Genomic DNA, 14,024 nt, shown 5'->3' with positions numbered 1-14,024 from the left:
CGAAACATCCTGTCTCATTTAGGAATTAATTCCTGAAGCCTCTGCGCGGCGTCGCCTCGTATGTGCTCAGTGAAGGCCAATGGAATATCCCGTCCAGATGCCGCCGCTGCCCACTATCGACACCAGAGGAACCGCCCATGTAGCCACTGCCGCGTGATCGCCATGTCCCCCCTTCGCCGACCCCGGCAATGCGGGGAAGAAGACACTGCCCGCAACGGGTCAATTCAGTCCACCTCATCCCTTTTCAGTTTATTGGAGAATCAAATGAACCTGTCACTCAAGACCATCGCCTGCTTCGCCGGCATCACTCTACTGAGCCCGCTCAACGCTTGGGCAGGCCCTCAGATCTTTTCCGGTAGCGGTGCCGACGCGACGACCGCTTTTGACGCCTTTCGTGTCGCCATCAACGGCGGCAGCCGCATCAACTGGGACGGCGTTGCCGTCGACGGCACCGACGCCAACCCCGAAACGCGCATCATCGACACGGGAAAGACGGTGGAAATTCCGGTGGATCGCTTCCGTGGTCGTGGCGCCATCTTCGAGGATCCGTATGCAGTAAGCGCAGACGGCTTCGGCAGCGTCAATCCAGAGTCCGCCGGTCAGTTTCCCGCCTTCACCCCGAACAACACCTTTGTGATGTTCGATCCGGAAAACGGCTCTTTCAGCGATCAGGTCATCGAGCAGACCTTCGTCCTGCCCAACACCGACATCGCTGCCGGCACCCGTGGCTTTGGCGCGATCTTTGTCGATACCGAACTGGCCGGGGCGACCCGCATCGAATTCCGGGGCGTCAACATCAATGGCCATGAAGTCGATCTGGGCAGCTTTGATGTGCCTGTCGGCGGCAATGGAGAAACCCAGTTCCTGGGCGTGCTCTTCGACGCTCCGGTCATCACGGAAGTCGAACTGGTGGTCGGCACCCACGCACTGTTCAGTTTCGACGGCACGAACGTCGCCAGCTTCGGCGCAGAGCGCCTTCAGGACGGCATCGATCTGGTGGTGACAGACGACTTCGTTTTCGCCACACCGGAACTCGCCACGGCCGTCCCCGAGCCCTCCACCGTCGCCCTGATGCTGGCGGGTCTGGCGCCGCTTCTGCGCCGCAAGATCCGTCAGGCGAACCGCTGCTTGCTCGCCGACTGATCCGGTCTGCCTTGCGCCAAACCATGCCACCGGGTCTGGGATTGCTCGGGCTGGCATCAACCGCGTGAAGACGCCGCAACCAACCGGTCTGGCGTAATCCCGATTCGGCCCGGGCGCATCGTTTCCCGGCGTACCGGGCCGGCCGGGCCGAATCTCTCACCATTCAACCGATGCCACGACGGCGACGACGAACGATGTCGCCGTCAGCGCTGCCGGGCTGCATGGCGTGAGCGCAACGCCGGGCTGGTCAGCACGAGCGATTCCGGCGATGATGGGCGCACAAGCTCAAAATAATCAGATCCACAGGCAAGCACCGTGCCCCCAACAACTCTGCGTTCCCAATGGCGCCGCATGGGCGCCCTTTCCGTCTTTCTATTCATTCCAGCGTGGGCCTTGGCCGGTCCATCGATTGGCCAGTTCGAGGTCAAGGACCTGGAGTCCGAACCGGGTAGCCTGGAATTCCAGTCCCAGAACGCCCACATGTTCGGCCAGCCCCGCCGGGCCGTGAAAGAAGAAAATGGCGAGTTCGAGTACGACGACAACAGCGTCACCAAGCAACGCCACGCGATGGAGCTCGAATTTGGCATCACCCCCCGATGGAAGTCGCGTGTGGGCATCGAGTTCGAGAAGGAGCGCATCGACGACCCCGACTCGCCTGCGCAAGCCAACGCATATGCCGACCTCAAGCTGACCGAAATCGGGGGCGAACTGATTGCCATCATCGACCCCATCGAGGATAACGACGACTGGGGTTTCGGTCTGGTGACCGAATACGAGCATGCGCTCGAAGACGGCGAGGCGAGCACCCTGCTCTTCGGCAGCATCATCCAGACCAACCAGGGGCCCTGGTGGGCGAACGTGAACCTCTATCTGGTCAAACACCTGGGCGGCGACCGGCCTCGTGACGAGAAACTCGATTTTGCCTATGCCTCGCAGTTTGGCCGTCACCTGAGCGAACACTGGCACGCCACGATCGAAGCCTACGGTACCGTGGACCGGCTGGGTGACTCGGGCCGCAGGAACGAGGAAGCCCGCCTGTTTGGCGACCACGACCAGCATCGTCTCGGCCCCCTGCTTTACTACACGACTGAACTGGGTCGAGGGGACGACGGTACGGCGCTATTGGTGGGGGCAGGCTTTCTGTTCGGGCTCAACGACAACACCCCGAACACGACGTTCAAGTGGACCGTCGAGGTCGAATTCTGAGCCGGTATCCGCGACGCCGGTTCGCACGAGCGCGCCCGTCGCGCTATGGTGTTCATGTCCCAAACCGCTGTTCGACGACATGAACTGGAAAACCCGACACCGCTCGTTCTACTACGAACACGCGCCAGAACCTGCAGATCTCGTCCTCCCCCATGACGAGACCGCCCTGCTGTGCATCGACGTGCAGAACTATGGGCTTGTGCCACGGGACACACCAGAAGAGCAGGCACGCTGGCAACCCTTTCTCGATCGCATGCATCACACCGTGCTGCCCAAGCTGGCGGCACTCCAGCAAGCGTTCCGGGCCAAAGGCATTGACGTCATGCATGCCCGCATTGCCTGCCAGCTCGATGACGGACGCGATCGTTCGCTGGTCCAGAAACTGCCGGGCTGGAACAACCTGCTCATGCCCAAGGACAGCGAAGCCTCCCAGATCGTGCCGGAAGTGGCGCCCGTGGGGGACGAGATCGTCATCGTCAAAACCACAGACAGTGCCGTCACCGGCACCAACCTGCGCTTCATCCTCCACAACATGGGCATCCGCAACGTGGTGGTCACCGGCATATACACCGACCAGTGCGTGTCATCGACCGTGCGGGCGCTGGCCGACGAAAGCTTTCGCGTGGTGTTGATCGAGGACTGCTGCGCGGCGGGCACCGACGCGCTGCACCGCCATGAGCTCGAGATCATGAACATGATCTACTGCAACGTGATGAGCAGTGCAGAACTCGAGGCCATGATGGCGCTGTAGGGCAATCTCACAGGGATGGCTTGCGCCGACCCTCGACCCAGTTCAGCACCATCACCGTCAGGGCGGGGAGGAAGGTGAGCGCCACGATGGCGGTGCCCAGCACGCCAAAGAGCACGATGGCCCCCACGCCCCGATAGAGTTCTGCCCCGGCCCCCGGGATGAAGACCAGCGGGGCAAGGCCGACTACCGTGGTGAGGGTGGACATCGCGATCGGGCGCAGCCGCGTCTGCACTGCATCCGTCACGGCCTCGCGTGCCTTCATGCCCTCTTCACGCACGTTCATCATGGCCTGATGGACGATCAGGATCGGGTTGTTCACCACCGTCCCCATCAGGATCAGGAAGCCGAGCATCGCGATCATGTCGAAGGGCTGCACCAGCGGCGCAAGGCCGATCAGCGGCAACCAGCTGCCAGCCAGGTTCATGAGCCACAAGCCGAGAATGCCGCCCGCGACCCCCAACGGAATGGTGGTCATGATGAGCACCGGGTAACCCCAATGGGTGAAGATGGCGACGAGCAGCAGATAGATGATGATCACGGCCACCACGTAGTTGCCGGACAGCGCCTCGCGGGTGGCGTCAAGCTGATCGCTCGCCCCCGAGATGCTCATGCCGACACTGATGGGGATTTGCCCGCGGTCACGCATATGCTGAACAACCTGCTGGCGCACCACATCGACAGCTGTTTCGAGTGCCACCGACTCAGGCGGAATGATGTTGAGCGTGACCATGCGCCGACCGTCGACCCGCCGGATCAGGTTGGTATCCACCCGCTCGACGATATCGACCACCGACGACAGGGGCACCACGGCACCCGCGGAGGAGTACAACGTGACCTGCGACAAGGTGTCGAGCGTCGCCTCGGCGCCGGCGTGACCGTAGAGATAGATATCGATCTTGTCGTCGTTGAGCAGGAACTCATCGACAAACGCGCCATCGGTCAATGCCGCCACGGTAAAACCGATGTCCTGGGCGCTCAAGCCCAGTTCGCTGGCGCGCCGCCAGTCGGGCCTCAGTTCGACTAGGGGCTGGGACAGCGAAAGGCTCGACGGCTGGGCGTTGATGCGTGGCCCGTCGAAGACCTCCTGCGCCCGCTGGTAGGCCGTGAGTGCCACGTCGTAGATGGTCTCCAGGTCCGGCCCGGCGATATCGAGATTCACACTTCGGGTACCACCGTCGTTGCTGGTGATGATCGATCCTCTCGAGACAAAGGAGCGCATGCCCGGATAGCTCTTGAAGTGGCTGCTCAGGGCATCCATAAGCGGGCGGATGTCGGCGGCCACCGTCGGCTCGACCACGACGACCAGCCCATCGGCCTGCACACGCATGTTCAGGTAGCGAATTGACGGGACGGCGTCCTCACCGTCTGCAAAGCGAGACGGATCTGCGTCGCGGTAGGGCAGAAAGTGCGCCTGTACCTGCTTTGCAATCCGCTCCATCGACGCCAGGTTATACCCCGGTGGCGCATTCATGCGGGCAAACGCCTTGGGCTCTTCGCCTTCCGGCAGGTACTCGGCCGCCGGCGTCAGCGCAACCAGAATGCCCAGGCTCACGCAACTGGTCACCACGATGGCGAGGATGCGACGCGGGCGGCTGGCCACGATGCGCTCCACGGCCGCGAGCACCACCCGCGTCCCCCCCTGCTCGGCAGCGCTGTGCGTTGCCGGACCGAAGTCGAGATAAGCACAGGCGGTGGGCAACACGGTAATGGCGACCACCATGGAAGCGAAAATTGAGGCGGACACGGCAATGGCGATGTCCGAATACAGCTGCCCGGCTTCCTGCTCGATGAACAGGATGGGCACGAAAACCAGCACCGTGGTCAGCGTCGAGGCCAGCACCGCCGGCCACACCTGACGCACCCCTTCGACCGCAGAGCGGAAGCGGTCAAGCCCGCGCCGGCGCGCCAGCTCGATGCTCTCGAGCACCACGATGCTGTTGTCCAGCGTCATGCCGATGGCGAAGGCAATCCCCGCCAGCGAAATCACGTTGATGGTGCGACCGCCCAGCAGCAAGCCCAGAAAAGCGGCAATGGTGCAGATGGGGATACCCATGACCCCGACCAGGGTCATCTTCCACGAGCGCAAAAAGAGATACATCACCCCGCTGGCAAGCAAGGCACCGATGATGAGGTTCTGCCACACGTTCTGGAGCGATGCTTCGACATAGGCCACGTCATCACCGATCACGTGCATCTTCATGCCGGCCGGTTCGAGCACCTCGTGGTTGATGGCCTCCATCTCGCTCATCATCGCCCGCTTGATCTCGATGACGTTCGAGCCGGCCTCGCGACGCACCGACAGGCCGATCACGGATTCGCCATCCATGAGCATGCGACTGGTGATCTCGAAATGCCCCTGCCTGACTTCAGCCACATCACCCAGGCGCACGAGGGTGTCACCGCGCCGGGTCAGGATCATCTCCCGCAGATCATCCAGATTTTCGAAACGGCCGATGGTGCGCAACAGGTAGCGGCGCTTGCCCGACTCGATCTCACCGCCGGAGGCATCGCGATTGCGCGCATTGATCGCCTGGCGCACGTCCACGACCGTGAGCCCGTACTCGGCCAGCCGTGCCGGATCGATCAGGATCTGCACCTGCCGGTCGGCGCCACCATAGACGCTGATCTGCGACACGCCGTTGATGCTTTCGAGGCGCGTCCTGACGTTGTCTTCGATGAAGTCCTGCATCATCACCATGTTGAGCTGGCGTGGATTGCCCGCCAGCGGCGTGATGCGGAAATACATGAAGGAGTTGGCCGAAAACGAGGTGGCGTACACCCTCGGCTCGTCCACGTTGTTGGGATAGGACGGCACCTGGCTGAGGGCATTGGTGATGCGGATCAGCGTCTCGTTCATGTCGACGCCGTAGGGGAACTCGAGCTGGATGTCCGCGCGCCCGAACGAGGCCGTCGACACCAGTCGCTGCAGACTGGGCACGGTACGCAGGAATTCTTCCTGCTCGAGCAGGATCTCCTTCTCCACGTCCTGCGGCGTGGCACCCGGCCACGAGGTGCGCACGGTCACCGTCCGGACGTCCAGATCGGGAATCATTTGTACCGAAATACGCAAGGCCGCCACGATGCCGATGACCGTCACGATGAGTACCGTGACCGTCATCAGCGTGCCACGACTGACGATGCGCTCGAACACTAGCGCGCTCCCGCGACCGTCACCGTCTGGGCATTGCGCAGCGACTCGTTGCCCTCCACGACCACCCGCTCACCCGCCGTCAGACCGTCGCGAATCTCGACCAGACCATCAAAACTCAATCCGGTCTTGACCACGCGTTCCGAGACTTTCACTTCGCCGTCCTGCGCGCCCTCAAGCACCCAGACCGTCACCCGTCCATCGGGGTGACGTAGCAAGGCGTCACGGGAAACCAGCACCCCTTCGCGTCCGGCGCCCAGGCGCAAGGTCGCTGAGGCCGACATGCCGGGCGTCAGTGGCAATCCATTTTCCACCGGAGTGACACGCATGCGGAAGCTGCGGGCATCGGCGTCACTCACCGGCACGATCGCCGTGATGCTCGCCTCGACGGCACGATCATCGAGCGCCGGTAGATGGAGCTCCACCGGAACATCACGATCGAGTCTGGGAAAGTAACGCTGGGGCACCTGAAGATCGACACTGAGCCGCTCATCGGCCACCAGCGAGACGGCCGCCGTACCCGGCGTGATCCACTCGCCGACCTCGGTGAGCTTGGCACTGATCACGCCCGCAAAGGGCGCCCTCAGCACGTGCTGCTTCAGGCGCTCGTCCGCGGCGCGCTGCTCGGCCTCCCGCAGGCGGAGCGCGGCCGCGTTGGCACGCACTTCGGATTGCAGCGCTTCATAGGATGTGGCCGTGATCGTTCGCGACTTGACCAGACGCCGTCCATCCGCCTCCCGGCGCTGTGCATCGGCAAGAATTTCGCGTGCCTGTGCCGCTGCGGCGCGGGCCGCATCGCCCTCGATGCGCACCAGCGCAGAGTCAAGTTCCAGGATCACATCGCCGGCACTAACCCGGGAACCGATGTCCACCATGAGCCGCGCGACGCGACCCGCGACCTGAGGCGACAAGCGCGAGGATTGCGGAGAAATCACCGAACCCGAAACACGAACCTCTTCGACCACGGGTTGCTGCCGACTCTCGCCCACCACCACGGATGGTCCGGCAGCACGGGCGAGGGTGCTTGCGACCATGGTCAGCACGGCCAGACAGGCCATTGCCGGCGTCAGATAGTTCGTGATTCGACATGCCAAGAGTCTGAATCGCACCGCTTCTCCCGATTGATCGCTCGCACAGTCTTTAGTGTGATGCACACCGGTTTGGTTGCATGTCAGGCCTGCCGCGGAGGCCGGGGGGTCAAGCGGCACAGCCGATGGTATCGACGCCCGCCATCTCGAATGCCAACCGGACCGCGGCGAACAGGCTCCCCGGGTCTGCACGGCCCGTCCCCGCCAGATCGAGCGCCGTGCCGTGGTCTACCGAGGTGCGGATGATGGGCAGGCCCAGCGTGACGTTCACGCCACCGCCAAAGCTGGCATGCTTCAGCACCGGCAAGCCCTGGTCGTGATACATGGCCAGCACCGCGTCCCCCTGCTGCAGGGTGTGTGGCACAAACAGGGTATCAGCCGGCAGCGGCCCGACCAGATCCATGCCCGTCTGGCGCAAACGCTCAAGCACGGGGCTGATCACCTCGATCTCCTCCCGGCCCATGTGTCCGCCCTCTCCGGCATGGGGATTGAGGCCTGCCACCAGGATGCGCGGCTGCGTCAGCGAGAATCGCTCGCGCAGATCGTGATCGAGGATGTCCAGGGTTTCAGCCAGTGCCGTCGTGGTGATCGCCGAGGGCACATCCGCGAGCGGCAGATGCGTCGTCACCAATGCGACGCGCATGCCACCGCCCACGAGCATCATGACGACCCGAGCTGTTCCCGTTGATTCGGCCAGGTATTCGGTATGCCCAGAAAACGGCACACCGGCCTCGCAGATCACGCCCTTGTGCACCGGCGCCGTCACCATGCCGGCAAACTCTCCGCGCACACACCCATCAATCGCCCGATCGAGCATGGCCAGCACGCTGCGGCCATTGTCCGCGTCGAGCCTGCCTGGCGCCACCGGCACCGCACATGGGGTATGCAACACTTCAAGCGCGCCGGCTGGCGGCGCTTCGGACGGCTCGTAGGAATGCAAGGGGATCGACATCCCCAGCTGGCGCATGCGCTCGCCCAGCATCTGCTCATCGGCCAGCACCACCAGCCGCCCCGGCCAGTCGTGATCAATCAGGCGCAGACACAGTTCAGGCCCGACGCCCGCCGGCTCTCCGCTGGTCACTGCCAGACAGGGGCGCGCCATCATGATCGGTCGGCTTACTCGACGTCGTCGAGCCGGTACTGCACGAAGGCGCTACTGATCAACTGGCGCAGCCAGTCGTCGGTGGCTTCTTCGATCTTGCGCTGCTTGAGCGTATTGCGCGCCACGGCACGTTTGCGCTTGTCGGACACGTCCTCGGTCCGGCGCTCTTCGACCCGGATGAGGTGCCAGCCAAACGGCGACTTCACCGGCTCGCTCAATTCGCCCGGCGCCAGCGCATCCATGGCCCGTTGGAACTCGGGCACCGTATCACCCGGATAGACCCAGCCGATATCCCCGCCCTTGGCAGCAGACAGATCGTCCGAGTTGGCCCGAGCCAGATCCTCGAAGGATTCGCCGTTCAGCACACGGGTGCGCAGGGTTTCGAGACGCTTGCGCGCATCGTCATCGGTGATGAGTTCCGTGGTCTTGATCAGGATGTGGCTGACATGTGTCTGCTCGACCATGGCCTCGGCCTTGCCGGTGCTTCGCTTGTCGATCAGCTTCATGACATGAAAGCCGGCGGCACTGCGCAGCACAGGAGACACCTCGCCCGGCGACATGTTCTGCACCGCCTGCGCGAAGAGTCCCGGCATGGCGCTCGGCGCGCGCCAGCCCATGTCACCGCCCTGAAGCGCATCCGGTGCGTTCGAGACCTCTGCGGCCAGTGCGGAAAAGTCTGCGCCCGCCGCAGCGCTCTGCTGCGCCGCTTCGGCTTTCTGCGCCAGCGCCTGGAGTTGCTCGGGCGAAGCCGCCTCGGGCGCACGCACCAGGATGTGTGCAACGCGATATTCGGTCTCGCTTGCCACGTCGGGATTGTTCTTGATGAAGTTGTCGATCTCTGCGTCAGTGACCACGACACGGGACTCGACCGATTGCTCGCGCAATCGCGAAATCAGCATCTCCCGCCGGATGTTTGCCCGGAAGCTCTCCCAGGAAATGCCGTCACCCTCCAGCGCAGAGCGAAACTGGGACAGCGTCATGCGGTTGGAGTCGGCGATGCGCTGGATGGCTTGATCGAGCGTGATGTCGTCGATACGGACGCCGGCCTCACGCGCGCGCTGGGCCTGAACGCTTTCGGCGACCAGTTGGTCGAGCACCTGACGGCGCAGCACGTCATCGGACGGCAGCTGGTCGCCCCTGCGGGCGAACTGACGACGGATCTGTTCGATCCGCTCTTCCAGCGCCGACGCCGTAATCGCTTCGTTATTGACGACTGCGACAATACGGTCCACCAGTTCGACCCGGGCAGCCACTGCGGCCCCCGTGTGCAACGCGGACGACACAGCGAGCGCGGCAAAGGCCATGCTGAAAATCGTTTTCTTCATATACATCCTGTCAAAACCATGTCCCATCGGACATTACTGGCCGAACACCGGATCAGCGATGGGCTGATTGATGACGCCATAACCACCCACGGTGCGTTTGAGCAGATCGACCGGGCTTGATCCGACACTGGCCAGATCGGTCAGTTCCAGCTGCAGGAAAATCGCCTGTGTCACTTCGTTCTCGGTGGTCGCGAATCGATGCAGGGCCGTTCTAAAGACCCAACAGTCCCCGGCATACTCAAGCCCCGCCAGTGCTTCGGTCACACGGTGATCCCGAAGCGAACGGTTGTACCGGGCCACACCATACCACCGCTTGGCAAGCGGCCACTGCGCAGAGATGTCCAGATCGCGCAGGACGTCCCGGGTGTAGCGATAGCCGATGTTGAAGACCTGGGCAAAGCCCGGCTGGTAACTCAAACCGGTGTTGAATCGCTCGGTCTGCTTGTCACGCGGGTTGTACTGCCACGCCGTATCGAGGCTGACCGTATTCGTGATCCGTCCTTCGAAGGCAGCCAGAACATCCGCCCGGCGTCCGGTTCGCGCCGGCACCCCGGGCAGCGTGACGCGCTGATCGGCAAAGTAATAGCGCTGGCCGAGCGCGAACTTCATACGTTCAACCCCGGTCTCGGCGTCGATCAGACGTGTGGTCACTGCGGCGGTGACCTGGTTGGCGTTCGAGATGCGGTCTCCGCCACTGAAGATGTTCTCGGAGAAGATCTGAGCAAAGCTGAAGTCATACAGACCGGAGTCGAAATTCGGGATCGCGTCCTGGTCGCGGTACGGCACGTTGACGTAGTAGATGCGCGGCTCCAGCGTCTGGATCGCGTTCTGACCACCCCAGGTGGTTTCCCGTTCGAACGCCACACCACTGTCCAGCGAGAAAATGGGTAGTGTGCGCGTGATCTGCTCCTCGCCCTCGACCAATGGCCGGTCGAGCGAGTAGCGTGTGTAGTGCAGACCCAGCTTCGGCGTCAGGGTGAAGGCGGCATTGCCGAGCGGCGCCTCAACGCTTGGATAGAGCGTGAGCCGAGAGCCCTCGGGCTTGCCCTCATCCGGGTGCGCGAAATTTACATACTCGCTCAAGAGGATCAGGTCCGCCTGATCATTCAGGAGAGTCCTCCTGCCGCCCAACGTGAGCTGCGGCAAACGGCGATACGGTGTTTCGCCCGTGAGTGTCTGATAGCTCTGCCCCCTCAGACTTGCCGACCACCATGTGCCAGGGGAATAAGTCACGCCTACCTCGCGCAACAGGTTCGTCTGGGAGGCAACCGCCAGACTGGAATTCAAATCTTCAAGGTATTCTTTATCGGAGACGCCGTTGAGGTTTGCGTAAGCGGTCCATCCACTGCCGAAATTTTGGTTATGTCTCAGCGATCCGGCCGCCCGGTTCTTGCGACCCGCCACCCGATCCTCGGGCAGCCATTCACCACTGATCACGCCATCCATCGAATCGGTCAGATAGCGATACTCGCCGCCAAGCAGGAAGCCGCGACGGCTCATGTAACGCGGCGCAATGGTCGCATCGTAATTCGGCGCGATATTCCAGTAGTACGGAACCGTGAGATCCACACCGGTCTTGTTCGAGGTACCAAAGGTCGGCGGCAGGAAACCGGACTTGCGCTGAGCCGCCAGCGGGAACTCTGCCCAGGGCATGTAGAAGATCGGCACATCCTTGAACACGACGGTCGTGTGGCGGGCAACGCCGATTTCCCGATCGTAGTCGAGCTCAAGTTCACCCGCCTTGAGATACCAGTCCGGATCCGGCGGTGCGCAGGTACTCCAGGTGGCATTTTCGAGCGCGTACTGGTTCTCGCCTTCGAGTCTGAGCACATCAGCCTTGCCGCCGCCGACCACCTTCTTGCTCATGCCGCCCTGAACGACCTCGCGCGAAAAAGAGTAGGCGGGTTCCGTGACCTCACCGGTCTGGGCATCGAGCTGAACACGGAGGTTCTGTGACTGAATGGTATCGGTCCCCCGGCGGAACTCGACGTCGCCCGACGCCTCGATCTCGTCCTGAACCTCCCGATACACGATTCTGTCAGCACGCAGCCGCGTGCCATCGCGACCCAGGCGCGCATTGCCCTCGGCGACCATCTCGATATCCTGCTGACCGTCGATACGGTCGGCAACGACTACCGTCGCCCCTGGCGTCGGACTCTCCAGCTCGTCATCGAGCGGCACCGACTCCGGTCGGGCGGAGGCCGCCTCGGGTCGGGACTCGGGCACGGGTGTCACCACCGCCCCCCCGGGGTCGGCCGGCGTCACGCCGCCCGGCTCACGCTCAATCGACCGGGGCGCAACCACGCGACCAGCGTTCGATGGTGCAGTCGCGGGCGCCAACAGCGCCGGATCGACCTGCAGCGGGGAAAGCCCCTCGGCCGCACCCGCCAGGGCCGGGAATACGGCCAGCAGACACGGGATGGCTTTCATCTTCCAGCATTCAGATTGCGGCAATGCTTGTCTCCATGTGGCATGTCGCTCGGGCGAACGCTGGGGTCAACGGCCCGACGGTGCTGTTTGCTAAAATCCGGGCATTTTACACGAACACGAAAGGCCAAAAGTGCAAAGACTCGACCAATTGCAGCAGTGGCTTGAAAGCCGTTTTCCTGGCCGCCGGATCGAGCTCACGCCCGCCTCGGCCGATGCCAGCTTCCGTCGCTATTTTCGCGCGCACATCAAGGGGGAACCCGAGACCCGGATCGTCATGGACGCGCCACCGGACAAGGAAGATACGGGGCCCTTCATCCATGTGAGCGAACTGTTCGGCCAAGCGGGGGCCCAGGTGCCGCACGTGCTCGATCGTAATATCGAAGCGGGCTTCCTCCTGCTGACAGACCTGGGGGACACCACTTACCTGTCGGCGCTCAACGCGGAAACGGCACACGCCCTTTACGCCGATGCGCTGGGCAGCCTGGTCTGCATCCAGCGTGCCAGCACGCCCGACGCCCTGCCGGAATACAGTCGCGAAAAGCTGCTTACCGAAATGCAGCTGTTCCCGGCGTGGTACCTGTCCACGCACAAGCAGATCGAGCTGAACGAGACCGAACGCAAGCTGCTGGACAAGACCTTCGACAAAATCCTCGAGGTCAATCTGGCCGAGCCCAAGGTCTTCGTACACCGGGACTTTCACAGTCGGAATCTCATGGTCACCAGCCACGGCGCTGGCGTGCTCGACTTTCAGGACGCCGTCTACGGCCCCATGAGCTACGATCTGGTTTCGCTCTTCAAAGACGCCTACATCGACTGGGACGAAGCCTTCGTGCTCGACATGCTGGCCCGCTACTGGGAGACCGCCCGCCAGATCGGTCTGCCCGTGCGCGAGGATTTTGCCGACTTCCATCGCGATTTCGAATGGATGGGCGTCCAGCGCCATCTCAAGGTGCTCGGCATTTTTGCCCGCCTGTACCATCGCGATGGCAAGGACGGTTATCTGGCCGACATGCCGCGGGTGATGAATTACCTCCGCAAGGCCTGCGAGCGCTATGGCGAACTCAAACCCATTCTCAGGTTGATCGACCGATCCGATCCGATCGAGACCAGCGTGGGTTACACCTTCTGATGAAAGCCATGATTCTGGCCGCCGGCCGGGGTGAGCGCATGCGACCGCTCACCGACACCTGCCCCAAACCGCTGCTGGAAGCCGGTGGCGAGCCCCTGATCGGTCACCACCTCAAGCGCCTGCAACGCGCCGGCATCACCGACGTGGTGATCAACCATGCCCACCTCGGCCACCTGATCGAAGCGCGGCTGGGCGACGGCACGGCCTACGGCCTTTCGATTGCGTACTCACCCGAATCACAAGCGCTCGAAACAGCGGGCGGTATTCGAACGGCCCTCCCCCTGCTCGGACACGATCCGTTCATCGTCATCAATGGCGACGTGTTCGCCGATGTCGATCTTGCCGACCTGTGCTTGCGTGCCCGGACACTGTCAGCTCGCGGGGATCTTGCCCATCTGGTGCTGGTGAACAATCCGCCACACCATCCCGCGGGGGACTTCCATCTGGCGGGCGCACGTGTGTCGAGCACAGGGCAACCCATGCTGACATTCTCCGGTATCGGCGCTTACCATCCGGACCTGTTCGCCGGGCTCAACGCCAACGAGCGCGCGCCTCTCGGCCCCTTGCTGCGCAAGGCCATGACCGAGGGCAGGATCAGTGGCCAGCACCACACCGGCCGGTGGATGGACATCGGCACCCCCGAACGGCTGGCCGAACTCGATCGGCAGCTTCGCGAGAACGCCTGATCGGGCGTAAAGTCAC

Annotated in this window: 10 protein-coding genes; 5 read left to right on the top strand and 5 right to left on the bottom strand. The window is 63.0% G+C overall.

The window, feature by feature from the left end; all coding sequences use genetic code 11:
* Positions 1-264 precede the first annotated feature (264 nt).
* The 3 genes from J0W34_RS06235 (at position 265) to J0W34_RS06225 (ending at position 3,100) form a co-directional block, all read left to right on the top strand.
* Positions 265-1,143 (top strand): PEP-CTERM sorting domain-containing protein, encoded by an 879-nt coding sequence (locus tag J0W34_RS06235; protein ID WP_230971083.1) that lies wholly within the window; start codon positions 265-267, stop codon positions 1,141-1,143.
* A gap of 315 nt (positions 1,144-1,458) precedes the next feature.
* Complete coding sequence (locus J0W34_RS06230; protein ID WP_230971082.1) at positions 1,459-2,349, top strand: hypothetical protein; 891 nt, start codon at positions 1,459-1,461, stop codon at positions 2,347-2,349.
* A gap of 79 nt (positions 2,350-2,428) precedes the next feature.
* Complete coding sequence (locus J0W34_RS06225) at positions 2,429-3,100, top strand: cysteine hydrolase family protein (RefSeq protein ID WP_230971081.1); 672 nt, start codon at positions 2,429-2,431, stop codon at positions 3,098-3,100.
* Between the two features lie 7 nt (positions 3,101-3,107).
* Here J0W34_RS06225 and J0W34_RS06220 read toward each other — a convergent pair whose 3' ends face one another.
* From J0W34_RS06220 to lptD, 5 genes are all read right to left on the bottom strand, one after another.
* Positions 3,108-6,251 carry an efflux RND transporter permease subunit gene (locus J0W34_RS06220; RefSeq protein ID WP_230971080.1) on the bottom strand — a complete coding sequence of 1,048 codons (3,144 nt, stop codon included), beginning with the start codon at positions 6,249-6,251 and terminating at the stop codon, positions 3,108-3,110.
* Positions 6,251-7,357 carry an efflux RND transporter periplasmic adaptor subunit gene (locus J0W34_RS06215; RefSeq protein WP_230971079.1) on the bottom strand — a complete coding sequence of 369 codons (1,107 nt, stop codon included), beginning with the start codon at positions 7,355-7,357 and terminating at the stop codon, positions 6,251-6,253. The genes J0W34_RS06220 and J0W34_RS06215 overlap by 1 nt, the downstream gene beginning before the upstream one ends.
* 88 nt (positions 7,358-7,445) lie before the next feature.
* Positions 7,446-8,441: a 4-hydroxythreonine-4-phosphate dehydrogenase PdxA gene (pdxA, locus tag J0W34_RS06210; RefSeq protein ID WP_230971078.1), complete on the bottom strand. Its 996-nt coding sequence runs from the start codon at positions 8,439-8,441 to the stop codon at positions 7,446-7,448.
* A gap of 11 nt (positions 8,442-8,452) precedes the next feature.
* A complete protein-coding gene (locus tag J0W34_RS06205; RefSeq protein WP_230971077.1) occupies positions 8,453-9,763 on the bottom strand; it encodes a peptidylprolyl isomerase in 1,311 nt (436 codons plus the stop codon).
* A gap of 33 nt (positions 9,764-9,796) precedes the next feature.
* Positions 9,797-12,217, bottom strand: a complete 2,421-nt coding sequence (lptD, locus tag J0W34_RS06200) for an LPS-assembly protein LptD (RefSeq protein WP_230971076.1) — start codon at positions 12,215-12,217, stop codon at positions 9,797-9,799.
* 106 nt (positions 12,218-12,323) lie between these two features.
* Here lptD and J0W34_RS06195 point away from each other — a divergent pair, with 106 nt between their 5' ends.
* Positions 12,324-13,322: an aminoglycoside phosphotransferase family protein gene (locus J0W34_RS06195; RefSeq protein ID WP_230971075.1), complete on the top strand. Its 999-nt coding sequence runs from the start codon at positions 12,324-12,326 to the stop codon at positions 13,320-13,322.
* An 8-nt stretch (positions 13,323-13,330) separates the two neighbouring features.
* A complete protein-coding gene (gene murU, locus J0W34_RS06190; RefSeq protein WP_331001542.1) occupies positions 13,331-14,008 on the top strand; it encodes an N-acetylmuramate alpha-1-phosphate uridylyltransferase MurU in 678 nt (225 codons plus the stop codon).
* Positions 14,009-14,024 lie beyond the last annotated feature (16 nt).

It is taken from the genome of Nitrogeniibacter aestuarii (genome assembly GCF_017309585.1).
Classification (GTDB): domain Bacteria; phylum Pseudomonadota; class Gammaproteobacteria; order Burkholderiales; family Rhodocyclaceae; genus Nitrogeniibacter; species Nitrogeniibacter aestuarii.
Note: the sequence above shows the minus strand (reverse complement) of the source record. Positions and strands in the feature narration are given on the sequence as shown.